The 23,344-nt window shown below is 68.0% G+C and carries 23 protein-coding genes and 1 tRNA gene; 7 read left to right on the forward strand and 17 right to left on the reverse strand.

Features of this window, described 5'->3' with window-relative positions:
- Positions 1 to 2: 2 nt before the first annotated feature.
- The 6 genes from ABZ552_RS21325 to ABZ552_RS21350 form a co-directional block, all read right to left on the reverse strand.
- Positions 3 to 1,790, reverse strand: a complete 1,788-nt coding sequence (locus tag ABZ552_RS21325) for a choline/carnitine O-acyltransferase (RefSeq protein ID WP_357439192.1) — start codon at positions 1,788 to 1,790, stop codon at positions 3 to 5.
- Between the two features lie 384 nt (positions 1,791 to 2,174).
- The gene (locus tag ABZ552_RS21330) at positions 2,175 to 2,492 is read right to left on the reverse strand and encodes a hypothetical protein (RefSeq protein WP_281874793.1); all 318 of its coding nucleotides are present in this window, start codon (positions 2,490 to 2,492) and stop codon (positions 2,175 to 2,177) included.
- 498 nt (positions 2,493 to 2,990) lie between these two features.
- On the reverse strand, positions 2,991 to 3,887 hold the full coding sequence (locus ABZ552_RS21335) for a sterol desaturase family protein (RefSeq protein WP_281874795.1): 897 nt from the start codon (positions 3,885 to 3,887) through the stop codon (positions 2,991 to 2,993).
- Between the two features lie 47 nt (positions 3,888 to 3,934).
- Positions 3,935 to 4,741, reverse strand: coding sequence for a helix-turn-helix domain-containing protein (locus ABZ552_RS21340; RefSeq protein ID WP_281874796.1), 807 nt, complete (start codon positions 4,739 to 4,741; stop codon positions 3,935 to 3,937).
- Complete coding sequence (locus tag ABZ552_RS21345; RefSeq protein ID WP_357439197.1) at positions 4,686 to 6,641, reverse strand: multicopper oxidase family protein; 1,956 nt, start codon at positions 6,639 to 6,641, stop codon at positions 4,686 to 4,688. Before ABZ552_RS21345 ends, ABZ552_RS21340 begins: the two co-directional genes overlap by 56 nt.
- Entirely contained in the window at positions 6,638 to 7,066 is a 429-nt protein-coding gene (locus ABZ552_RS21350; RefSeq protein WP_357439200.1) for a DUF6220 domain-containing protein, read from the reverse strand. Before ABZ552_RS21350 ends, ABZ552_RS21345 begins: the two co-directional genes overlap by 4 nt.
- Between ABZ552_RS21350 and ABZ552_RS21355 the strand changes: the two genes are divergently transcribed.
- The 3 genes from ABZ552_RS21355 (at position 7,065) to ABZ552_RS21365 (ending at position 9,349) form a co-directional block, all read left to right on the forward strand.
- Positions 7,065 to 7,241: a hypothetical protein gene (locus ABZ552_RS21355; RefSeq protein ID WP_281916959.1), complete on the forward strand. Its 177-nt coding sequence runs from the start codon at positions 7,065 to 7,067 to the stop codon at positions 7,239 to 7,241. The two genes, ABZ552_RS21350 and ABZ552_RS21355, sit on opposite strands and share 2 nt — an antisense overlap.
- 188 nt (positions 7,242 to 7,429) lie before the next feature.
- Positions 7,430 to 7,810, forward strand: coding sequence for a hypothetical protein (locus ABZ552_RS21360; protein WP_357439203.1), 381 nt, complete (start codon positions 7,430 to 7,432; stop codon positions 7,808 to 7,810).
- 495 nt (positions 7,811 to 8,305) lie between these two features.
- Positions 8,306 to 9,349 (forward strand): alpha/beta fold hydrolase, encoded by a 1,044-nt coding sequence (locus ABZ552_RS21365; RefSeq protein WP_357439205.1) that lies wholly within the window; start codon positions 8,306 to 8,308, stop codon positions 9,347 to 9,349.
- A 1,121-nt stretch (positions 9,350 to 10,470) separates the two neighbouring features.
- Here ABZ552_RS21365 and ABZ552_RS21370 read toward each other — a convergent pair.
- The 3 genes from ABZ552_RS21370 to ABZ552_RS21380 form a co-directional block, all read right to left on the reverse strand.
- The gene (locus ABZ552_RS21370; RefSeq protein WP_281874801.1) at positions 10,471 to 10,668 is read right to left on the reverse strand and encodes a hypothetical protein; all 198 of its coding nucleotides are present in this window, start codon (positions 10,666 to 10,668) and stop codon (positions 10,471 to 10,473) included.
- Positions 10,669 to 10,881: 213 nt separating this feature from the next.
- A complete protein-coding gene (locus ABZ552_RS21375) occupies positions 10,882 to 11,406 on the reverse strand; it encodes a tyrosine-type recombinase/integrase (RefSeq protein WP_281874802.1) in 525 nt (174 codons plus the stop codon).
- 491 nt (positions 11,407 to 11,897) lie between these two features.
- A tRNA-Ile gene (locus tag ABZ552_RS21380) sits at positions 11,898 to 11,971 on the reverse strand.
- 111 nt (positions 11,972 to 12,082) lie between these two features.
- On the opposite strand from ABZ552_RS21380, the gene ABZ552_RS21385 reads away from it, so the two are divergent.
- Positions 12,083 to 12,532 (forward strand): nitroreductase/quinone reductase family protein, encoded by a 450-nt coding sequence (locus ABZ552_RS21385; RefSeq protein ID WP_357439209.1) that lies wholly within the window; start codon positions 12,083 to 12,085, stop codon positions 12,530 to 12,532.
- Here the strand turns inward: ABZ552_RS21385 and ABZ552_RS21390 are convergent.
- The 3 genes from ABZ552_RS21390 to ABZ552_RS21400 form a co-directional block, all read right to left on the reverse strand.
- Positions 12,517 to 12,678 (reverse strand): hypothetical protein, encoded by a 162-nt coding sequence (locus ABZ552_RS21390; RefSeq protein WP_357439211.1) that lies wholly within the window; start codon positions 12,676 to 12,678, stop codon positions 12,517 to 12,519. The genes ABZ552_RS21385 and ABZ552_RS21390 overlap by 16 nt on opposite strands.
- Before the next feature lie 64 nt (positions 12,679 to 12,742).
- Positions 12,743 to 13,738: a zinc-binding dehydrogenase gene (locus ABZ552_RS21395; protein ID WP_281874805.1), complete on the reverse strand. Its 996-nt coding sequence runs from the start codon at positions 13,736 to 13,738 to the stop codon at positions 12,743 to 12,745.
- A gap of 80 nt (positions 13,739 to 13,818) precedes the next feature.
- Positions 13,819 to 14,244: a hypothetical protein gene (locus tag ABZ552_RS21400; RefSeq protein WP_281874806.1), complete on the reverse strand. Its 426-nt coding sequence runs from the start codon at positions 14,242 to 14,244 to the stop codon at positions 13,819 to 13,821.
- A 46-nt stretch (positions 14,245 to 14,290) separates the two neighbouring features.
- Here ABZ552_RS21400 and ABZ552_RS21405 point away from each other — a divergent pair, with 46 nt between their 5' ends.
- A complete protein-coding gene (locus tag ABZ552_RS21405) occupies positions 14,291 to 14,803 on the forward strand; it encodes a hypothetical protein (protein WP_281916953.1) in 513 nt (170 codons plus the stop codon).
- Here ABZ552_RS21405 and ABZ552_RS21410 read toward each other — a convergent pair whose 3' ends face one another.
- From ABZ552_RS21410 to ABZ552_RS21420, 3 genes are all read right to left on the reverse strand, one after another.
- On the reverse strand, positions 14,804 to 16,582 hold the full coding sequence (locus ABZ552_RS21410) for an SDR family oxidoreductase (protein WP_357439216.1): 1,779 nt from the start codon (positions 16,580 to 16,582) through the stop codon (positions 14,804 to 14,806). It lies immediately after the preceding gene.
- 29 nt (positions 16,583 to 16,611) lie between these two features.
- Positions 16,612 to 17,631: a PDR/VanB family oxidoreductase gene (locus ABZ552_RS21415; protein WP_357439293.1), complete on the reverse strand. Its 1,020-nt coding sequence runs from the start codon at positions 17,629 to 17,631 to the stop codon at positions 16,612 to 16,614.
- Positions 17,632 to 17,711: 80 nt separating this feature from the next.
- The gene (locus ABZ552_RS21420) at positions 17,712 to 18,614 is read right to left on the reverse strand and encodes a metal-dependent hydrolase (RefSeq protein ID WP_281874809.1); all 903 of its coding nucleotides are present in this window, start codon (positions 18,612 to 18,614) and stop codon (positions 17,712 to 17,714) included.
- A 198-nt stretch (positions 18,615 to 18,812) separates the two neighbouring features.
- Here ABZ552_RS21420 and ABZ552_RS21425 point away from each other — a divergent pair, with 198 nt between their 5' ends.
- On the forward strand, positions 18,813 to 20,204 hold the full coding sequence (locus ABZ552_RS21425) for a wax ester/triacylglycerol synthase family O-acyltransferase (RefSeq protein WP_281874811.1): 1,392 nt from the start codon (positions 18,813 to 18,815) through the stop codon (positions 20,202 to 20,204).
- Positions 20,205 to 20,248: 44 nt separating this feature from the next.
- Here the strand turns inward: ABZ552_RS21425 and ABZ552_RS21430 are convergent, their stop codons facing one another.
- Positions 20,249 to 21,145 carry an alpha/beta hydrolase gene (locus ABZ552_RS21430; protein WP_281916951.1) on the reverse strand — a complete coding sequence of 299 codons (897 nt, stop codon included), beginning with the start codon at positions 21,143 to 21,145 and terminating at the stop codon, positions 20,249 to 20,251.
- 314 nt (positions 21,146 to 21,459) lie between these two features.
- On the opposite strand from ABZ552_RS21430, the gene ABZ552_RS21435 reads away from it, so the two are divergent.
- A complete protein-coding gene (locus tag ABZ552_RS21435) occupies positions 21,460 to 22,203 on the forward strand; it encodes a glucose 1-dehydrogenase (protein WP_281874813.1) in 744 nt (247 codons plus the stop codon).
- A gap of 1 nt (position 22,204) precedes the next feature.
- Here ABZ552_RS21435 and ABZ552_RS21440 read toward each other — a convergent pair whose 3' ends face one another.
- Entirely contained in the window at positions 22,205 to 23,206 is a 1,002-nt protein-coding gene (locus ABZ552_RS21440; protein WP_357439221.1) for a YdcF family protein, read from the reverse strand.
- Between the last annotated feature and the right edge of the window lie 138 nt (positions 23,207 to 23,344).

Genomic DNA, 23,344 nt, shown 5'->3' on the forward strand with positions numbered 1-23,344 from the left:
TGCTAGGCGACGGATGTCGTCTCGAGCAGCTCGCACAACTCCGGGATGACGACCGACATCGCTTGCGCGAATAGGCGCATGTCCGCTTCGATGATTCTGGGTGCGCTGAGAAACATGTCGAAGCCGCCGGGTTTCACGATATAGCCGATCCCGATGCATCGGTCGGTCGTGGGCCCGAACCCGAAGTATCGAACATGCACCGACGACACGGCGCTGGTGCTGAGATAGTCGTCCCGCAGGATCCGCCAGCCGGGTGATTCGTAGAGCGCGTGCGGCGCGTCACCGCGCTGCCGCTGGATTCGCAACAGCTCCGCCAGATGCCGTTCCGGAGCGCGCCCCGCCTGACAGTCTCTGGTGTTCGCGACATGGGTCTGCACCGCGGCACGCAGCGCTTCGGCCCGAGCGCCGGATGTGGCGGTCGAGTCGTTCATCAATCCCACGAAGCGAACGACTTCGGGGGTGACCGTCCGGAGGGCCTCCGTGCGGCCGTGGCGGTAATGCCGCACGGCGACGGATTCGTAGGTGGAGCCGAGCAGTCCCCTGGACCGTTGATGGGCCAGTTGGTAAGCCACCTGCACCAACGCGTCCGGGGAGATTCCGAGACGTTTGGCGGTGTCCGCGCCGAAGTCGTCGAACGTCACCACCTCCGTGGCGGTGCCGCCCGCCTGCGCGGCGAAATCGGCCGAGGCTTGCCGGATCTCCTGCCGCAGGCCCTCGTCGAGCCGGAATTCGATCGGAGTCGTCGCCGGCGCGCGGCCGGGCTTACCCGCTGCGATGGCTGTCGTACCGGTCAGGATCGCGTCGCAGAAACCTGCCACGGTGGTTCCGTCCAGGCCGGACTCCTCGATGTTGACGCCTGCGCGACCATCGGCGAACACGATGAATGTCAACGCTTTGTCGTACCAGCGGTTTCCGCCGTCCCCATGCATGAGCTGGTCACAAGCCGAGCGTTCGTCCCGCGGCGCGATGTCCTCGAGCGCGACGCAGAACAGTGCCGTTTCGATCGTCTCGAGCGCGGCGACGTTGTCCGGATCCTCGACCAGGACCTGGCGCATCTTCGCCCATGCCGCGCGCGGTGCTGTGGTCAGCGCGCCGGGGAACTCCCCGTCCGCATCGGTTGCCCTGATCGCATCCAGTCCGGCGATCACGTCCTCGATGCCGTGCGGGGTGCCGTCAGCGGCGAAGATGTCCATTCGGAACGCATGGCGACGGAACAGGACGACGATATGCCGGGCCGTCGACGGGCCGGGTTCCGCGGCACTGTAGACGGAGCGCACGGTATCGGATTCGATGCCGGGGATCCTGGTGGTGGAGAACAGACACCTGTTCTGATGCATGGACTGTGGCCGTCCGCGCAGCAGCACGGGCGATACCATTTCTGCGTCGAGTTCGGATTTGTACGCGGCGGCGCGCACGATCAGTTCGGCGGCGCGTTCGAGTTGCCCCTGCGCCGAGTCCCGGAAAAGGAAGAAGGAATTCGCGTTGAAAGCGATGTTGTCCCGATAGCCCAGATAGCGAGACCGCCAGAATGCGTCGAGCCAGCTGTGGACGCCCGGCGTCCGATCGAATCGCTCGATTTCGGCCTGCCACTTGCGTGCCGGGCTGTCCGGCGCGAGGAATTGCTCCACGTCGGCTGCCGTGCCAGCGAATTCCGCGTCGGTCAGCAGCGGCGCACACCGCTCGAGAAACCGCTCGCAGGTCTCCTCCAATGTCGGGATGGGGAGCCGCGGCAATCGCTCGTCGTAATCCCATGTGCCGACAGACATCTCAGTGGCGAGTCGCTCGTTCACCCGTCAGAGTGTCCCATCGCCGTCGCGGCGACTGGCTCCAACGGTGGGAATGCCGGCAAGACGATTACCGGCAAGGCGGCAAACCATTGGCTATGGCATGCGGTTCGAGCACTCACCGCGCCCGAGACACATGGCCGCTATTCATCGGATGTATTCAGCGGATCCGCACAGGCGCCCGGACACCAGCGATCACCTACTTCACGCGTTCACGCGTGCAACGTCGATCATTGCCCCGCAGCGCAACGACCGCGACGCCCGCGGAGCCCGAAAGCGTCCGCGAGGCGGCCCCGGCACCGATCACCCCGACGCGCGGGCGGGCACAGCCACCCGGCACGATCGAGTCATCATGTTTCGGAGCATTCGCGCCCGTGTGCGCGTTGCCGGTCAGGCGCAGACGCGATTGAGCTCGTCGGTGTAGGGGTTGAGGTCGGCAACGTTGTCATCCACCAGCGCGGCGGCGTAAGCGGTGATGGCATCCCGCTCCGCGCCCTGGGCCAGATCGGCCAGGCCGCTCAGCCTGTCGGACAGCGCTGTCGCCGTCGCCTCGTCCAGGGTGCCGCCGCTCGTGTCGATCGCGACGTTGATCAGCTCGATGGCCCTGGCGCATTGGAGGGACTGGGCGTGCGCGGGCGCGGCCGGCAGGAAGAGCAGAGCGGCAGCGGCCGCGGACAGCACAGCGGCGAAGGACGTCGACTTGATCATCATTTCCTCTCAGAGCGTCGGTGTGATCGTAGCGCCGCGGGTGGGCGAACCCGAAACCCCGAACCCCCGTGGAACGCCAGAAACCCCGTTCAGCGTCGAATCTGAGGGGGTTCCCGGTGTCCGATCCATTCACATGCCCATGCGTTCCAACGCCCAGTCTATTGCGGCGTCCTCATGGTCAGCGGGATGGACCGCGTGAAGCGCGGCGGCGGAGTTACCCACCTGTATCGGCGCCCGCCACGCGAAGGCCGGACAGTCCAGCCGCCATGCTCCCGCCGCACTGGGTAGCCGACCCCGATGTCCCCACGCGGACGAGGAGGCGGCAGCAACCTGAGCAGCAGGCGCCGGCAGCTGGCTGCCAGACAGCTGACACGGCACGCTGGGCGTGGTCAAAGAGCATCGGCAAGTCAGGAGGTGTCCGCAGGACGACACTGGCGGAATCGGTTCTCGCCCTGAACCTCCCGTTCTGCGCGGCCGCCGGAGTCGGAAGCGTCGCGTCTATGTGTTCGTGGTGGTCGTCCCGCAGCCGCCCGCGGCGGTGAACGGGTGGATCAGCTGGCGGGCGTAGTCAACCGGGTAATCGGGTGCGGCCGCCATGCCGAGCTGTTCGGAGGTGAAGCGCCGGGCGGGATCGTAGGAGTAGGTGCGGTAGAGGTGGTCCCAGAGCAGGGTGAAAAGCCCGAAGTTCACGTCGCCGATACCGGCCCACTTGAGGTGATGGAAGCGGTGGCCCGCGTTGAGCGCGAGGACGTATTCGGCGGGACCGACGCGGTAGTCGGCATTGGAGTGCTGTAGCAGCAGCTGGATCGCGACGGCGAGGGCGAGGACGGAGGCCACGCCGACGGGCAGGCCGAGCAGGATCAGCGGCGCGACGCCGGCGGCCATCTCGACGGTCTGGTGGACGGGATGTTTCATCAGGCCGTTGAGTCCGTAGAACCGGGTGACGCTGTGGTGCACGGCGTGGAATCGCCACAGCAGCCCGATCTTGTGACTGGCCAGATGCACCGTGGTGATGCCGAAGTCGGCGATCAGTACGGCAAGGAGGACCTGTCCGGCGAAGGGCAGCTCACCGGGCCAGATCCGCGCGCTCGGGACGATCGCGGCCAGCAGCGGAATGGCGGCCACGCTGATCAGGATCAGGGTTTCGTTGACCATCGCGTGGATGCGGTCGCGGCGACTGTCGCCGAGGTCGTGGTTCCAGCCCTGCTCGTACGGGATGATCCGTTCGGCCAGGAACGAGGCTGCGATCGCCGAGGCCAGGATCGCGAGAAGCCAGTATTTCGGGGCGCCCGCAGCCGAGAGGGCGATACCGAGCCCGTTGAGCCCGAGCAGCATGAACGGTACATAGGCATACCGCGTGATCCGTTGTGCCGCCAACAGTATGGTCGTGTGCATACGTTGAGCGTGCTGGCTCGACACCGCATCCGGCTTGAACGATTCGGCTATCGCGAATCGTTGTGCCAGGACATGTTCCGGCTCAGCGCCGAGGGCGGCAGGCCGAAGGTCTCCCGGCAGGTACGAGTCAGGTGGGCGCTGTCGGCGAACCCGGCGGCGTGCGCGGCGGTGGTGAGGTCCGCGCCGCCGGCCACCGCGTCCCGTGCGATCATCAGCCGCAACCAGAGCACATAGCGGCGCAGCGGCAGCCCGACCTGAGCGGTGAAAAGATGTGTCAGTCTGCTCGCCGAAATGCCGACGCGAGCGGCGAGATCGGCGGTGCGAATGGTCCCGGAGGCGACGACGACCGGCAGGCAGTGCAGCGCGGAGGCCACCGCCGGGTGGCGGACGGCGTGGGAGACGGCCGTGCTGTGCGGTGCCAAGATTGCCATCAGTTCGGTGACGGCCCCGGCCAGCGGCGCATCCTGATCGGGCGGGGACAGCGCCGGCCCGCCGGACCAGCCGGCGGTGTGGGCGCAGTGCGTGGCGGCACGGCCGGCGCCGCTGTCCGGATCGAGGAACACCGCGATACCTGCGGGGGCGCCGCGCAGAACGCGATGCGATGCATCGGCGGGGATGATCATGTGGGTACCGGTGCACTCGGCGTGGTCGCCGGCAACGGTGATCGGGCCGGCCCCGACTATCACCTGGACGGCGTGGTGGGCGTGGGTGTCGGTCGGGCCGATCGATCCGCTGAAGGCGAGCACGCCGGGACGCAGCAGGACCTCGCCGCGCCAGGGCTGCGGGCCGGTGCGCTCGTCAATGGTGGCGTCGGGAGCCTGCGTCCCGCATGCCGCCGAACGGAGTGGTGACACCGTCGTAGCGTACGTGCAGCATCATCCCCTGATGTGCGTGCGGCAGGTTGTGGCAGTGATTCATCCAGATGCCCGGATTCGATGCTCGAAACACGACTTCCCAGACTTCTCCGGGGCGAACATCGAAGGTGTCGACCCACAGCGGGCTGCCCGTCGCGGGCTGCCTGTCTCTCGACAGGATCAGCACCGCATGGCCGTGCAGATGCCAGGGGTGGGTTTCGCGGCTCCGGTTCACCACGGTGAGACCGACGATGTCGCCCTCGGCGACGAGTTGATCCGGAATCGAGGGATGTCCGCGCCCGTTGACGGTGTGCGCATAGGTCGGCACTCCATCGACCATGGCGACCCCACGGTCGAGAACCAGGGTGAAGTGCCGGTCGGTGGCAGCGCCGCGCAACGGAACCGGCACCGGGGTCCCGTAGGTCAGCAGATCGAGTTCGGGCCATTTCTCGATTCCGGCGATGACGGGCACGCGGTCGTGCCGATCGCTGGTGGGCCGCAACCACAGAGGGTGGGCGCGGTCGGCGTCCAGCACCAGTGCCACAGCTGCGTCCGGCATGACGAATACGAGGTCGTAGCGCCCACCCGCGGGTGCGCGCAACCCGATACGGCTGATCTCGCCGGGCTGCGTCAGGTCGCGGCCGTCGACGGCGGCAACACGGAACGAGGTGCCCGCCAACGCGAAGCGATGCGGATCGGAACTGGCGTTGATCAGCCGCAATCGGACCGCGGTGCCCGGCGACGCGAAGTGCTCGTGCCCACCCGCGATCGTGGCGGCTCCATCCACTGTGTGCACGGTCAGCGTGAGATCCAGCTGCCCGGGATCGGATCGCACGCGAGGTTGCACGATCATCGGGCCGAAGAGTCCCCGGCGGACACCGATGTGTGATGCGTAATGGGTGTGATACCAGTATGTTCCGGCCTGATCGGCGCGGAACCGATAGACGAAGTCCGCACCCGGCGCCACCGGGTCCTGGGTGACACCGGCCGCTCCGTCCTCCCCGCAGGCGATGTCGTAGCCGTGCCAGTGCAGAGTGACCCCGCCGGCGATGTCGTGATTGATCAGTTCGACCTCGATCAGATCACCCTCCACGGCCGTGATGGGCGGGCCGGGCACCGTGCCGTTGAAAGTCCACGCGTCGACATCGCGTCCGGCTGCTGAGCGTACAGCGGCTTTACGTGCGACCAGGACGTATTCGCGCCGGACGCCACCGGGCGCGGGTGTGGTCGCGCCCCGCAACTCGGTCACCGATACAGCTGTGCGGGGAACCGGACCGCGACCACCTCCAGTGGTCATCGGCTCGGCAGTCCGCAGCGACAGACCAACCCCGGCACCGGCCGCCACCACGCCGCCGGCGGCGCTTAGGAAGCGGCGGCGCGAGCCACCTCGCCGATCCGGATCGGCCGCCGCTGCCATGACCGGATCGGCGACGAGCACTCGAGTGGTCAGCAGTGCCGCGGCGAGCACCAAGGCGATCGCGATCAGCACGATGCCGGGGGTGAGTGGGTATCCGATGAGGAAGGTCACCGCGAAACCCGCCGACGCGGCATACGCGGCCGTGAGCAGTGTGACAATGCCTGCGGTATCGACGGTTTCGTGCCGCCGGGCGTCGGCGGCCTGTGCCAGCAACCGTGGTCCCGCGACAATCGCGGCGACCAGTCCGGCCAGCAGAAGCAGCGGCAGCCCGAACAGTACCTTCTCCTGGACGAACCACCACCCCCGGCTGGCCAGCACCGCCACGGAGGCAATCTCGAGCACCAACACCAGCAGGGCCGCCGTGAGCATCGCAAGCCCGAGCCCGGCCCGCCGCGCCGCCATGGCGGCGCCGGCCGCGAACCAGGTGATGACACCCAGCAGCGCGGCGGCGTGCTCCACGTTGATCCAGGTGGCCGTGGTCATGACGAGGACCGGGCGGGCGCTGCCGACGTTGCGGGAGTCATCCTCGAAATCCGGTGTGATTCCCGCGCGATCATCGCGATCACGCCCATGATCAGCAGCCCATTGATCGCGTGCAGCCCGAAGACGACCGGGCCGGTACTCGATTCGGTTCCGAACGCCCGGGCGATTTCCCGGATCACCGACTGCCCGATAACCTGCCCGGTGACCAGGCCCGCCAGCCCGATCAGCCGCCCCGGCATCCGGGCCACGGCCATGGTGACGGTGAGAACGAGCGCCAGGAGTAAGATCAGGTTTGCGAGGGTGCGATGCGGCCGGAACGATTCCTCGGCGGACGCGGCGTCGAACGCGCCGACGGCCGCCAGATAGAACTGTCCGATAACGGCGAGCAGCAGCAGTGCCGCCAGACCGGTGCAGGCTTTTCTCATGCCGCCCATCGTCGCGCCCGCCGGGCCGGTGCCGCTTCCGGCGACGGGAGGCATCGAATACGTCAGCGTGCGTCCGGCATTCGCGGTCGGCTACGCCGATCGGCGTAGCCGGTCGAGCCGCTGCGCGGGGAGCACCGGCCCGCGGGTCTCCCAGACCGGGCTGACCCAGCCCTAGTAGCTGCGGCAGCCCGCGGCTGCGATCGCATTCGTCCGGCACAGCCGCCACGCGGCTCGGTCCTCGTCGACGTCCGCGCGGCTACGACCTCCCACGCAGACGTTTGCGATCTGCGTACGCGGATCGACGTAGACAGTGCCGACCGCTGACGGACGCGGGACGTGCCCACCGAATCGAGAATCGATGGCGTGAGAGGCAAAGTTCCACTGCGAGTTCGCATTCTGTCCGCGCTGACCACCGAGCCGGACTGGGATTCGATCACCCCCGAACAGATCATCGAGGTACGTGAGGCTCAGGCCTACAAGCGCCGCTCGGCACTGGGCAGACTGGTCACCGGCAAGCCTGATCAGCGCGCACGCATCACCACGCACACACTCGATCTCCCACAACGACGCGTGGACGTGCGGGTCTACCGGCCCGAACGGGAAGACTCGGCGCTGCCTTTGATCATCGCGTTCCACGGCGGCGGCCCCGGCGCTCATCCAAGCCGCCAGGCTGGACCCGCCGGCGGACCAGGCCCCGGCCTACGCCGACCGCTTGCGGCAGGCTGGGCGTCGACGCGACGCTGACGCACTATCCGGAGGCGGTGCACGCCTTCCTTTCCATGCCCGGGCTGGTTGCCGCGGCCCGGCCGGCCCGCGCCGAGATCCTCGGTTACCTCCGTACCCACCTGCTGGCACGGCCCGGCGAGCAGACGTGCCCCCCCTCAGTCGCCGAACCCGTCGGCGATTTGGCGGGCTCACGGCGGTTCGTGAAACGGCACCGTTCCCGTTCGGGCGAGCGGGCCGACGTGCGTAGTCGCTCATGCCCGCGAGTGCGGTGTGCCGACACCGGCCGCCGGTTGAGGGGCCATACGGCCGGTCGGCGACGCGGCCATACCCGGCACCGTCCTTTCGTTCAACCCATTACCTGAGAGGCGTTCTATGCGAAATACGACAACCGGTCCAGGCGTGCGGATCGCCCTGCGACGCGCGATTTCGGCGCTGCTGGTCGCCGGATGCGCGGTACCGGTCGCAGGAGTGGCAGCGGCGGACCCGGTAGCTTCGAGCGGCCCCGGAACCATCGTGTCGTCCCGGTCGCTGGAGGCGACCGAACTCATTCCCGCAGCGGGCGAGGGGTATCGGCTCGTCTATCGAACCACCGGCCGCGACGGCGAGCCGGCAATCAGCGGCGGAAACGTCTACCTGCCCGCCGGGGCCGCACCGCCGGGCGGGTGGCGGGTGGTGTCCTGGGCGCACGGCACGAGCGGGATGGCACAGGGGTGTGCACCCAATCTCCTCGGCGGGATCGCGGATACACACGACGAAACACCGCAGCTGACCGACCTGCTAGCCCAGGGGTACGCCGTAGTGGCCACCGACTACATCGGGCTCGGGGCGCCCGGGCGCTACGAGTATCTTTCCGGGCGCGCGGAAGGACACGCGGTGCTCGATATCGTCCGCGCCGGCCGCCTGATCGAGCCGGACCTATCGGATTCCTATGCGCTGGCCGGACATTCGATCGGCGGGCATGCGGTGTTGCACGCGGCACAGTTGTCTTCGAGCTACGCACCGGAACTCGATCTGCGCGGCACCGCCGCATTCGCTCCGACGAGCAACTACGAGCAGTTGATCTCCGCACTCTCCGGACCGGACCTGGCTGTGCCGTTCCCCGCGGGACTGCAGCTCAGGGTCTTGATGATCCTGGCCGGCCTCGACCACGCGCATCCAGAGCTGGGCGTCGCCGACCACCTGAGCGAACGAGGCAAACATGTGGTGGCCATCGCGGAGTCCGGGGAAGACTGCCTGAGGTCAGCGGAACAAGCCCTCACCGGTCGTCCCTTCAGTCAGCTGTTCGCCAAACCCCTGTCCGATCCGGCCCTGACCGCCGCACTCCGCGAGTACATGGCCGCGCCCACGACCGGCTACGACCGGCCGCTGCTGCTTCTGCAGGGCGGAGCCGACACTGTGCAACCGATCCCGACCACCGTCCTGCTCCAGCAACAACTCCAACAAAGCGGCACCGACAGCCGCCTGCTTGTCTACCCCGCGGCCGACCACTTCACACTCTTGCCGCACGCCCGCCACGATACAGCCGCATTTCTCGCCCACATACTGCCGAGCCGCTGACCCACCGGGAGACCGTCCGTAGGGCCTGCGCGGACTGAACCCTAACACCCCGTAGAACGCCAGAAACCTCCTTCAGCGTCCAATCTGAGGGGGCTTCCGCTGTCCGATCGATTCACATGCCCATGCGTTCCAATGCCCAGTCTATTGCGGCGTCCTCATGGTCAGCGGGATGGACCGCGTGAAGTGTAGCGGCGGAGTTACCCACCTGCATCGGCGCCAGCCGCGAAGGCCGGACAGTCCAGCCGCCAAGCTCCCGCCGCACTGGGTAGCTGACACCGATGTCCCCACGCGGACGAGGAGGCGGCAGCAATCTGAGCAGCAGGCGCCGGAACCGGTGCCAGTCCGATGTCCACACCGGAAGCCGCTCATATACCGCCATCGGGTCTCGACGAACTCTCATGTCTGTCCTCACTCAGCAACTGAGAATGTGTGCCTGAGTCTTGACGGTGAACTGACGCGGTTCGCGCGGTACTCCTTCAACCTGACCCCTAGCAACAACCCGCCACGCACCGGACTCACATGGAGCCCACGCCGCAATATTCAACCGTGGGTTCGGAATCTGCTCATCACTCTCCGCCCCGCGAACCTCCCAGTCGCTACCAGCCTTCTTGAACTCCAAGGTCAAGTCCACCCGGAACCACTCCGGTGCGGGCACACAATCCGCGTAACCACCACCGATGACAGCAGGTTCGCCGCGTCCAGTCTGAACCCATGGTCGGCGCTCGGGGATAGCGAAGGTGCACGACCGAGACCCTTCCGGATCAGCGGCAGTCATGGGCGCTTACATGGCAACTCCGGCGCTGACCACAGCCAACGCGGCAAGTCCCGTGGTTGCGATGTGGCGAATCTACATGGTGTTCTCCTTCTTCTCGATTCAGAAAAAGGGAGTGGCCCAGAGCGGACGCACGCCATGAAATGAAGCCGATCGAAGGGCACGCGGAACCACAGCCAGCTCAAAAGTTTGTGGTCCCCCATCTCGTGAGCCGCGCCGAACCGGCAGCCGTTGCCGCCGTGAAATTCTCGCTCGGCCTCGGCTTGGCGGGCCGTCGATTCGGGCCACGCGATCGCCCAGGCCAGCACGGCCAGCGGTAGGCCGACCGCGACCACGAACCCGAGCACGATCAACGCCCGGCCCGCACTGCCGACCAGCGCGCGAACGACAAGCGGGGTAGCACCGTTTCCACGTCGGCCACGTCCATTACCCGGTTCAACTCCAGCGGGCCGAGGTGTTCCGGGCCGGGCACCACGACGGCGTCCACGTCGGCCGCGCGTACCTGGTCGAACAGCGGCAATACCGATGCCACGTCGGGCCAGATCACCAGACCACGATGCCGCGGCGCTCGGTGCCGATCGGACCAAGTTTTCCGACCTACTTTCCCGCAGCCGTGGCGGATGGATGCAGCGGGACACACAAGGTCCATCGGCACCGCTCGGCCGCTACGGGTACAGGGTCATGGACTCCATAGTGCCTGTACAGCCTTTACTGATGGTGTCGAATGCAGACAGCTGATGCGTTCGCCGTCCGGGTTTCACTACAGCTTGTCTCCCAGTCGCGCCCGCCGATGCGCCGACTTCGCACGGCTGTCGGCCACCGCGGCACCGTATGGTGCAAGTATCTGAAGCGATCGCCATCCGGCGAGCATCATGAGGTCTTGCTCCTGGCCGCCGCTGTCGAGCCAGGTATGTGCGAAGAAGTGGCGGAGCTGATGAGGATGGAGACGTTCGATGCCGGCCGCGTCGCATCGACGCTCGAGCATCTGGCGGATGCCGGAGTCGGTCATCACTCCGCGGTAACCGAGCCACAGAGCTGGATTGTCGTTCTTGGCGCCGAGATGCTTCGCACGCACTCGGAGGTATCTCCGCAACGCCGTTCGGGTCTTGTCGCCGAACGGACACGTGCGCGTTCGGCCGCCCTTGCCGATCACCAGCACGGTGTTCTCGTTGAAGTCGAGCGCGTCCACCTCGAGCGGGGCGAGTTCGCCGCACCGAATCCCGGTATCGGCGAACAACCGGATGATGGCGTTATCGCGTCGGTCGGCAGAATCGCGCCATCGCACTCTGCGAGAAGAGCTTTCACCGCGTCCATGCTCGGCACGGGCACCTGCTGATCGGGGACCGTGGGCGGACTCATCTTGTCGAACGGATTCGTGTCGATGATCTCTTCAGCCGTGAGGTACTTGAAGAACTGTTGCAGCGAGCGGTACTGACCGCGTGCATACTCCGGCGACAACGGCTCACCGGTGCGCCGATTGGGCCGCGTGAGCAGGTCCTCGATGTAACCGCCGATGTGGGCGCGGGTGATGTCCGGCGCCGTGGTCGGCAGCTCGCGTTCCGCGAAGTACCGAATTCGGGTGAGGTAACCATCGATGGTCTGCTTGCTCCGGTCCTTACGACGCAGCCCCGTCGCGAAGTCCTCCGCAAGCTCTCGGATGTCGTCCAGATCCAGCCCCGTGTCCGGATTCAGCGGCGAAATACATTGCTGTCGGAGCGCTGTTCTGAACCAACTCGGCTGTCGCGTTCAGCGTTTCCGCTGGTCAAAGGCTATTTGTGGGGCGGGCGGGGCTCGAACCCGCGACCAATGGATTATGAGTCCACGGCTCTAACCGACTGAGCTACCGCCCCGTGCCGCGGGAACCGCAGGCGTTGGGGATGCTACCGGGTCCGGCGGGTCGGGGACCAGTCGGAGTGGATGGCCTAGGGTGGGTGGGTCGGAAACTTACTGGAGGGTCAGGTATGGCCGGTCTGTTCACGAAGGTGCTGAAGGCGCATCAGTGGGTGTACGAGAACAGCGGTGGGCTGGTGGGGCATCGGCTGCTGCTGGGGAATCCGACGCTGCTGCTGCGGACGGTGGGGCGCAAGTCCGGCAAGGAGCGGACTTCGGCGCTGACCTACGCGCGCGACGGCGCGAACTATCTGGTCACGGCGTCCAACGGCGGGTCGCCGCGGCCGCCGGGGTGGCTGGCGAACCTGAAGGCGCGACCGGAGTGCGAGATCCAGGTCGGGCGGCGGAAACTGACGGTGCGGGCCCGGGCGACGCTGCCGGACGATCCCGAATACGCCCGGCGGTGGGCGCTCGTCGACAAGGTGAACAAGGGTCGCTACAGCGCCTATCAGAAGCTGACCAAGCGGCCCATCGCGGTCGTGGTGCTGACCCCGGCGGAGCAGGGTCAGCCCTCGCGATAGTCCTCGTCCCAGTCGTCGTAGTCCTCGACCCCGTCATGGTCGTCCCATGGCTCGGCTTCCTTCGGTGGGCGGCTGGCGAACTGCACGACAGCGACCACGAAGCCGAGGACCACGATGACGATAACGACGACGAGCAGAGTTTCCACCCCGGCACCCTAGCGCCGTCGCCGGGACCGCGCACTACGTCAATTGTCCAGTTCGCCGCTTTATTCACACTGTTAACAAAGTGCGCCCTAACGCTGCCCGCGACTCGATGGCGGCATGCGCCCGATCGGCTTCGTGGAGCGGGAAGGTCTGGCCGACGACGACCTCCAAGCGCCCGGCGGCGACCTCCTCCTGAGCGCGCCGGGCCAGCGCCTGCCAATCGACGTCCGCGCCGGTGATGTCGAACAGCCCGTAGACGGTGACACCGCGCGCCGCCGCGGCCTCCCGGTCCAGGGCGGCGAATTCGCCTGCGGCAGCGCCGTATCCGAGGAAACGCCCACCATCCGCGACGACCGTGAGCGCGGCCTCTCCGAGCGCTCCGCCCGCGCCGTCGAGCACCACGTGCGCGCCCGCTCCCCCGGTCGCCGCCCGCGCCTTCTCCGCCCAGTCGGGCGCGGAGTAGTCGACCACCGCGGTCGCGCCGAGCCGCTCGGCCAGTTCCAGCTTCTGGGCGCCGCGCGCGGCCGCGACGACGTTCGCGCCGGCCGCACGGGCCAGCTGGATCAGCAGGACGCCCAGCCCACCGGCCGCTGCGGTGATCAAGACCCACTCCCCCGGCTGGACGGCGGCGCGGTCGAACACGGCCAGCGCGGTCCTGCCGTCGTGGGTGAGCGCGACGGCCTGCGTCGCGGTCAGCCCGTCGGGCAAGGCCACCAGCGTGTCCGCCTTGGCCAGCGCCTTCTCGGCGTATCCGCCGATCGGCAAGCCCCCGCCGATGCCGCTGGCGGCGGTGGGCGTCGACACTCGCTTGCCCACCCAGGCGGGATCGACGTCGGGCCCGACCGACGCCACCACCCCGGCGACCGCGCCGCCGGGCACGTAGGGCAGCTCGATCGCGAAGAAATCGGTTCCCCAGCCCGACCGCAGCCGAGTGTCCAGGAACATCACGTCCGCGGCGGCCACATCGATGACCACCTCCCCCGGTCCGGCCACCGGATCCGGTAGCTCGCGCACCGCGAGCACTTCCGGTCCGCCGAACTCACTGGCTTGCACAGCCCGCATGACACATCCTTCGTCGTTTCTTGCCGTATCGGACGAAGATCAGCATGAAACCTCAAGTCGTGTTGAGGTCAAATCCTGGGTCAGGAACCGCCGCCGCAACTGGAACTGCTGCCCCCGCCACAGCTGGAACTGCTGCCCCCGCCGCAACTGGAACTGCTTCCGCCACCACAGCTGGAACTGCTTCCGCCACCGCAACTGCTGCCGCTTCCGCCGCCGCAGCTACTGCCGTGGTGATGATGGTCGTGATGGTGGTGGTGATGCCCGCCGCCACCGCCGTGCGGCTGGTCGAATCCGCCGAACAAACCGGCGCCGCCGGCCGCCCAGAACGGATCTGTGGAACCCCCCTCGTTGGATCCCCCGCTTCGGTAGCCGCCCCACCCCCCATAGGGTGGCGGCGGCATGAACCGGTTTCGCTGCGAGCGGATGATCACGACCACGACGATGATCGGGACCGCTACGAGGAGCAGCACCATCAAGAGGATGAACAGAAGGATGAGTGCGCTCATGTCAGAACGGTAGCGGCACATCGGCGCGCACGTACAGTGAACTGTGGTGAACTTCAGGTTCCGTCGACCCCCGCCGCGCGAGATCGACCTGACGGCCGTCCGCACCGCCGTCGACGCGTTGGAACTGCCAGAAGCCGTCTACAAGACCTGTCCGTGGCAGCCACGGGAATTGGTGGACACGGGTTTGCGGCAGTGGTTGCTGTGCTGCGGCGCCGCCATGCGTGACGATCGGGTGATCGGCATGCCGTCGCACGCGGTGGACGAGGCATGGCACGGGTTCATCCTCTGCACCAAGCGCTACGCCGATTTCTGCGCCACCGCCTACGGCCGCTTCCTGCACCACTTTCCGGAAGGGGACGGGCCGCCGAACCCGGCGCACGGGACCATGGCCGAGCAACTCGGCCGCACCGTGGTGGCGTGGTCGTTCGTGGCCGCGCCGGGCGAGGAATGCGTGCTGTGGGATCTGGATCGCCGGGTGGGCGTCGAGCACCCGTGGGGCATCGAGCGCGAGCGAGTCGAGGCCGTCGAGGCCGAACTCGCCCGCACCCTCGCCTCCTGATCAGGTCAGTTTCACCCGCGCAGCCAGGAATCGGACGACGCCCGGCGCGAGCCGCCCGAAGTGATACTGCACGTGGGCCTCCGGTGTCACCGGCACGATGCTGCGATTGCCCTCGACGGCCCGCACGATCCGCTCGGCCACCTTCTCCGGGCCGTAGCGCCGCATCCGGTAGAGGTTGTCGTAGCGCTCCTGCTTGCGTTTCTCCTCCTCCGCGCTGACACCGGAGAACCGGGTGCGGCGCACGATATCGGTGTGCACGATGCCGGGGCAGATGGTGTGCACCGAGATCCCGCGACCGGCCACTTCGGCTCGCAGACAATCGGAGAACATGAACACCGCCGACTTGCTGGTGGAATAGGCGCTGAACCCCTGCTGCGGGCTGTAGGCCGCCATGCTGGAGAGATTCACGATGTGCCCGCCGAGGCCGCGTTCGGCCATGGCCGGGCCGAACGCGCGACAGCCGTTCACCACGCCGCCGAGGTTGATCCGCAGCACCCGGTCGAATTCCTCCGCCGAGGTCTCGAAGAATCCGCCGGCCTGACCGATCCCGGCGTTGTTGATCAGGATGTCCGGCACGCCGTGGGTTCGCAGCACCGTCGCGGCGTGCGCCCGCATCGAGCCTTCGTCGGCGACATCGAGCGAATAGGCGTGCGCGACACCGCATTCGGCGACGATCAGCTCGGCGGTCTGCTTCGCCGCCGCGACATCGATGTCGGAGACGACGACCTCGGCGCCACGACGGGCCAGCGCGCGCGCGGTCGCACGGCCGATTCCGCTGCCCGCGCCGGTGATGACCACCAGCTGGTCTTCGAACGGCCGCGCGGTGCGGCCCACTTCGGCGCGACGCAGGGTCCGTGGCGCCGCCGCGCCGCCGAGTGTGTCGATCAGTTCGGTGGTCGCGGTGGCCAGCAGTTCCGGATGCGAGAACGGCATCCAGTGCCCGGCGGCCACGTCCCGCCGCCACAACCGCTCGGTCCACTTGTGTTCGTCGTCGAATCCCGCGGGTCGCACGGCGACGTCGCGTCCGGCGACGATCAGCTGCACCGGCACTTCGGTGCGCCGCTCGCGCGGAGCGAGCATGCGTTGCACGATGTTCGCGCGGTAGATCAGCAGTCCGTCGACGATGTCGGCGCGGAAGGTCGGACCGAGGCGCACGTTCGACGGCGCGGTCTCGTTCATGATGGAGACGACGCGCCGCCAGAAGCGTTCGGTCCCGACCAGGCCGAAGGTGGCGCGCGGCAGCCCGGGGGTCATGAAGAAGAAGGTGTAGGCCGACGAGAGCAACTGGGTGAACGGCTGCCACACGTTGCGCGGTGTCGGGCGGGCCAGCCGGTTGCGAAACCACTTGCCGATGTGGTCCAGGTTCGGCCCGGAGACGGAGGTGAACGACGCGATCCGGTCGGCCGCGCGAGGCTCGCACACCGCTTCCCATACCTGCACCGAACCCCAGTCGTGGGCGAGCACGTGCACCGGCCGGTCGGGGCTCACCGCCTCGGCGACGGCGTAGAAGTCCGCGGCCAAGCGATCGAGCCGGAAATCGGCGGTGCGCCGGGTGCGGGTGGAGCGCCCGTGCCCGCGGGTGTCGTAGGCGACGACGTGGAAGCGCTGGGCCAGCTTCGGCACCACCGCGTCCCAGAGGTGGTGGGTGTCGGGCCAGCCGTGCACCAGCACCACGGTTTCCGCGGCCGGGTCGCCGTATTCGTAGACGGCGAGGTCGAATTCGCCGCTGCGCACAGTTCGTTCGACCGCCGGGAGGTCGGCGATTTCGGTAGTGGTCATCATTCTCCTCGACCGGCTCGGAAGCCGGATCACAGATCGAGCACGAGGCGGCCGCCGTCGGCGCGCGAGACGCAGACGAGCATCGCGCCCGCCTCGCGTTCGGCATCGGTGAGGACGCTGTCGCGGTGGTCGGGTTCGCCGGCCAGCACCCGGACCTTGCACGTGCGGCAGAAACCCTGCCTGCACGAGTACGGACGGTCGGGCCGGGAGGCGAGGACGGCGTCGAGCGCAGTGCGATCCGCACCGACCTCGACGACCTCCCCGGTGGAGGCGAATTGGATCTCGAACGGCTTGCCGTTCACGATCGGCGGTGGTGAGAACCGCTCCGAATGCAGTTCCACGTACGGCATGTCGCGTACGGCGTCGGCGATCACGGTGATCATCGGCACCGGACCGCAGCAATAGACCGCCGTGTCGGGCCCGACGCCGGGCAGCAGGGCGCTCGCGTCGGGGAGCCCGTGCTCGTCGTCGGTGCGCACGGCGACGCGGTCGCCGAACGCCGTGAGCTCCGCGAGGAACGGCAGCGTGTCCCGGCCGCGCCCGGTGTACACCATCGACCATTCGATGCCGAGTCGGTGCGCCAGCCTGGCCATCGGCAGAATCGGCGTGATGCCGATGCCGCCCGCGACGAAATGCAGGCGCGCGGCAGGCGATCCGTGACCGGGCACGGCGAACGGGAAGGCGTTGCGCGGGCCGCGCGCCACGATCGGCGACCCCACCGGGAGCGCGTCGTGCACCTCCACGGAACCGCCGCCGCCGTCCGGGATCCGGCGCACCGCCACCCGGTAGGCGCGCACGTCGGCCGGGTCGCCACACAGCGAGTACTGCCGCAGGCGGCCGGACGGCAGTTCCAGGTCGAGGTGGGCGCCGGGGCGCCAAGGCGGCAGCGCGCGCCCGTCGGGGCCGGCCAGCCGCAGGCTGACGACGTCCTGGTCGTGCGCCTCGATCCGCCGGTCGGTGACCACGAGCGCCAGCCGCCGGTCGTCCACCCGCGCACGCGGCTCGCGCCGGTTGACCAGCGTGGTCCAGCGCAATCGCGCCGAGGCCACCGCGTCGAGCACCCGCACGGTGCGGTCGACGTCGCGCCTGCCGAACAGATCCGCGGGCAAGCGCTCGGGAACGGGCGACTTCACGAGGCCCGCGCCTGCGCCGCCGGGGATTTCGCCAGATAGGCCACCGCCTGCGCGGTGGAACCCACCGCCTCGGGGTTGTAGCCGGGTTTGAAGGTGCTCAGCGCACTCCGCAACAGGGAGGGAACGCCCGGCAACGCGCCGCGCCACATCGCGCCGGAGACTTTCGCGAGCAGCCGGGGATAGCCGAGGTCGGGCAGGTCCCGGTCCTGGTGGACGAGGAATTTGGTGCCGCGCACCACCAAGGTCAGGAAGATCGGGAACACCAGCAGCATCAGTCCGGCGCGCCGCACATATCCCGCGCCGAAGTAGACGGCCACATCGTGTGCGACGTGCCGGTGCTCGACTTCCTCCGCCCCGTGCCAGCGGAACAGGTCCGCCATGCGGGGATCGGCGCCGAACCGCTCCAGATCGGCGTTGAGCACCCAATCGCCCAGGTAGGCGAAGAAGTGTTCCAGGCAGGCGATGAAAGCCAGCCGCTCGACCAGCACCTGTCGTTCGGCCACGCCCGCGCCGTCCCTCGGCCCGAGCGTGCGGCGGAACAGGTACTCGGCTTGACGCAGGTAGGGCCCGGGATCGATGCCGTGCACGGCGAGCACGTCGTGCAGCACCTTGTCGTGCGTCTCGGCGTGCATCGATTCCTGACCGATGAATCCCAGCATCGCCTCGCGCAGCTTCTCGTCCCGTACATACGGCAGCGCCTCCGCGTACGCCGCGCAGAACATGCGTTCGCCTTCGGGCAGCAGCAGATTCAGCGAATTGATCAGGTGCGAGGCGATGGGCTCGGCGGGCATCCAGCGCAGCGGCGTGTCCGACCAGTCGAAGCGCACGTTGCGGGCGTGCAGCGCCACGGCACCCGGGTCGGTGTCGGGCCGCCGCCCGGCCCTGCGAAGTAGCTTCATCGATACTCCTCGATCGGCACGCGCCCGCAACCGTCGCGCGATTCCTACATATCCGTAGCAAGGATCATACACATATATAGAACTTCGGGTAACACACAAAAATGCACGACGGCGCTGTACGGTGACACGACTTCGCGACAGTCGTCACACCGGCCGCATCCGGCCCAAAATTAGAACGTGTTCTAGTAGGCTTTTGCTATGGAACGATTGACCGGATTGGATGCCAGCTTTCTCTATTTGGAAACCGGGACCCAGCATCTGCACGTCTGCGCGCTGCTGATCCTCGACCCGTCGCCGGGTGACTATTCGTTCGAGGGATTCAAAGCCGAACTGGCCCGGCGGATTCCGCTGATCCCGCAGATGCGCCGCCGGGTGTACGAGGTGCCGTTGAATCTCGACCATCCCGTCTGGGTGGAGGACGCCGACTTCGACCTCGACTACCACGTGCGCCGGATCGCCATCGCGGCGCCGGCCGGGCGTCGCGAGCTCGCCGAACTCCTCGGGGACATCGCCAGCCGTCCGATGGATCGCGATCGCCCGCTGTGGGAGATGTCCGTCGTGGAGGGCCTCGACGACGGGAAGGTCGCGGTGATCTGCAAATACCACCACGCCGCCGTGGACGGCATCACCGGCGCCAACCTCATGATGCACCTGTGCGATCCGGAGCCCGGCGTCACCAAAGAGGTGCCCGAGCAGCAGTGGCGCCCCGAGCCGAAACCGAACGACTGGCAGTTGCTGGCCGAAGCGGTGGTGAAGTTCCCGGCCCGGGCCGGCATCGTCGGCATGCTGCCGAAGACCGTCGGCGTGGTCGCCGGCTTCGCGCAGCGCCGTCGCGAGAACAAGACGGGCATGGCCGTCCCGTTCTCCGCTCCCCGCACGCCCTTCAATCTCGCCATCACCCCGCACCGCGCGGTCGCGTTCACCCAGGTCGAACTCGACGCCATCAAAGAGATCCGCTCCGCGTTCGGCGTCAAGGTGAACGACGTGGTGCTGACCGTCGTCGCCGGTGCGCTGCGCGACTATCTGGCGGGGCGCGACGAACTGCCGGACCGTTCGCTCATCGCGTCCGTGCCCGTCTCGGTGCACGAGTCGACGCGGCACACCGCGGGCATCAACAAGGTCTCCGCGCTGTTCGCGCGACTCGGCACCGACATCGCCGACCCGGTGGAGCGCTTGCGCGAGGTGGCCGAGGCCAATCGCGGGGCCAAGGAAGAGCACGAAGTGATCGGCGCGGACTTCCTGCAGGACTGGTCGAAGTACGCGCCGCCGAACGCCTTCCGGCTCGCGGCGCGGATGTACTCGTCGCTCAAGCTGGCGGAGATGCACCCGGTGGTGCACAACCTGGTGGTCTCCAACGTGCCCGGGCCGCCGATGCCGCTGTACTTCCTCGGTATCCGGGTGGACGGGATGTACCCGTTCGGGCCGGTGTTCCACGGCGCGGGCCTTTCGGTGACCGTGCTGTCGAACAACGACAAGCTGAACTTCGGCTTCATCGCCTGCAAGGAACTGGTGCCCGACATCGCGACGCTCGCCGACGCCGTTCCCGGTGTGGTCACCGAATTGTTGTCCGCGGCACGGAAATCGGGCTGAGCGCTGGTTCCCTGTCCGCCACTGTCGCCGGACAGGGCGCCGATTCAGATCCGCGCGGCGACGGCCTCGCAGGCTTCGAGCAACACCGGCACGAAACGGTCGGCCTCGAGCACGCAGCACGCGTGCCCGGCCGCCACACGGTGCATACTCGCCCCCGGGATCATGGTCGCCATCTCCACCTGCCGATAGACCGGAATCGCCCGGTCCCGCGTGGTGACGACCACGGCGGTCGGCATCGTCAGGCTGGGCAGCCACGCGGTCGCGTCGAACCGCCCGACCACGGCCAGAATCTGGGTGAGCGCCCACCCGCTGGTGCTGCGGAACTCGCCGAACGCCCACCGATCCAGCCGCCCCGGCGCCCAGGTGACCACCGGAAGCTCGGGCAGGCGGCCCGCCAGCTTCTCGGCACGGCGATAGGAATACGGCCCCACCGCGGCGGCGAAGGCGCCGAACGTTCGATGGAAAGCTTGCTCGCGCCATTTCTCCCGGAACCGGTAGGGCGTCGCGCACAGCACCAGCCCGCTCACCCGATCCGGATGGCGGCGCCCGGCCAGCAGACTCACGATTCCGCCCAGGGAGAACCCGGCGCAGATGGCGCGGTCGATGCTCAGCGCGTCGAGCACGGCCGCCACGTCGTCGGCGCAGTCCTCCAGAGCGAACCGCTCGGAGCGGATGCCGCGCCCGTGCCAGCGCTGGTCGAACAGGACCACCCGGTATCGCCGCGCCAGCGCCGCCAGCGAGGGGAACCAGGTGAGGTACGCGGTGCAGGCGGTGGCATGCAGGAGCACCAGCGTGGGTGCGTCCTTCGGCCCCGGGATGTCGACGACGTAGGTGCGGCCCCGGCCCGCCAGATCGACCAGACGGCCACCGGGCACCTCGGCGATGTCCGGCACCCGGAAACGTCCACCCAACCGCGTCACGCTTCGGCCGGAGTTCGTCATGAGGCACCTCCCTGGATCGCACCGCAAGACGTTTTAGAACGTGTTCTATACGATCATGGCACACCTTCGCGCCCGGGCTGCCGGGTTCCTCGGCGACACACGAGGGCTGCCCCGCGTCTACGCGCCCCACCGTGCGGTGATCCCGTTCGCCGCACAACCTACGGGGAAACAGCGCAGCCCATGCGACGACACACCCGGACACCCGGACACCGACCGCCTCCGAGCGTCCACCTGGGTTACTGTCGCGAGACGCGCCCCATCGGGCAATTTTCTGTAACGTGTTGCAGACTAGTTCTGGAGACGGAGGTACCCGGATGGGGCGGTTGACCGGCAAGGTGGCGTTGATCAGCGGCGGAGCGCGCGGAATGGGCGCGGCACACGCCAGGGCCCTGGTCGCCGAGGACGCACGCGTGGTGCTGGGCGACGTGCTCGACGACGAGGGCGTCGCGGTCGCCGCCGAGCTCGGCGACAACGCCGCCTACGTGCACCTCGACGTGCGCGAGCCGGAGGACTGGCGCAAAGCCGTCGATGCGGCGGTGCAGCGGTTCGGCTCGCTGAACGTCCTGGTGAACAACGCGGGCATCGTGAACGGCAACCTGCTCGTCGCGTTCGAACTGGCCGAATGGCAGCGGATCATCGATATCAATCTCACCGGCACCTTCCTCGGCATGCAGGCGGCCACGCCCGCGATGATCGAGGCGGGCGGCGGCTCGATCATCAACATCTCCTCCGTCGAGGGCATGCGCGGCAGCCCGGGACTGCACGGCTACACGGCCACCAAGTTCGCCGTGCGCGGACTCACCAAATCCACCGCGCTGGAACTGGCGCAGTACAAGATCCGGGTGAATTCCGTGCATCCCGGCCTGATCCGCACCCCGATGACGGAGAACATCCCCGAGGACTTCCTGCAGATCCCGCTCGGTCGCGCCGCCGACCCGGCCGAGGTTTCCGCCCTGGTGACCTTCCTGGCCGGCGACGAATCGTCGTACACCACCGGAGCCGAGTTCGTCATCGACGGCGGTCTGACCGTGGGCGTGCCGCACAAGAGCTTCGGCTGACTCAGCCGCGGGTGGCCAGCAGAGCCAGCGGCGGCAGCGCCACCAGCGCGACGCCCACCACGATATTGGTCCATTTGTAGGCCACCAGCAGCGCGGCGAATTCGCGCAGGAACGCGCTCGGCAGGTAGTAGAAGGCGGTCTTGGCGCCCGTCACCTCGGCGTCGAGGTGGAGGCGGCGCGCCAGGATCGCCGTGCGCAGCGCGTGGAAATTGCTCGTCACCAGCACCATGCGCGTGGCCGGGCCGCGCTCGCCGAGCAGGCGCTTGGTGAAGAGCAGATTCTCCTCGGTGGATCCCGACCGGTCTTCCAGCACCACACGGTTTTCCGGCACACCGCGGCGGACGAGGTAATCGGCCATCGCCGACGCCTCGGAGACCTCCTCGTCGGATCCCTTACCGCCACTGGCGATCAGCAACGGAGCGCGCCCCTCGGCCGTCTCGTCGTGGTAGACCTCGATCGCCCGATCCAGGCGCGCGGCCAGCAGCGGCGGCACCTCCCCGTCGACCAGTCCGGCACCGTGCACGACGATCGCGTCCATCCCTGGCCGGTAGGGCAACAGGCCGTAGCAGAGCGAATACAGCAGGAACGCGGTGAACAAGAAGCCGACGTAACTGATCGCCATCGTCAGCGATGCCAAAAGGACTACGAACCACAGATTTTCAGTGCAGACAGCCAAGCCGAGCACCACATACGGCACCAGCAGCGCGATGCCGAGCCCCAGCGGCAGCAGATTCGGGACATGCCACCCCTCGCGGCGCACCAGCTGCGCGCCGTTGGCGATCGACAACCCGGCGAGCACCAGCACCAGCAACGGCGACAGCAGTACCACCAGCGGTGTGAGCAGCACCGACAGATCGCCCTCGACGATCCGGCCGACCGCCCACGCGCCGACGAACCCCGTCCCGAGAAGTAGCCACACCCCGTGGCCGAGCCGCCTGCGGTCCCTGCCGAATCGCACCGCGAACACACCGAGCAGGACGACGCCGACGACCAGCAGAAGCACCGGGCCACGGTAACCGACCGGTGAGCGCTGCGCCCGGCCGTCCCCGAGCGGCGCGGCTACCTCGGCTTTTTCAGATCGTCCCCTACAGTGTGCAGGTCCGGGCATCGGTCGCCTGCGACCGGCATCCGGGATGCATTC

This window comes from Nocardia sp. NPDC019219 (assembly GCF_040632645.1).
In the GTDB taxonomy this organism is placed as follows: domain Bacteria; phylum Actinomycetota; class Actinomycetes; order Mycobacteriales; family Mycobacteriaceae; genus Nocardia; species Nocardia sputorum.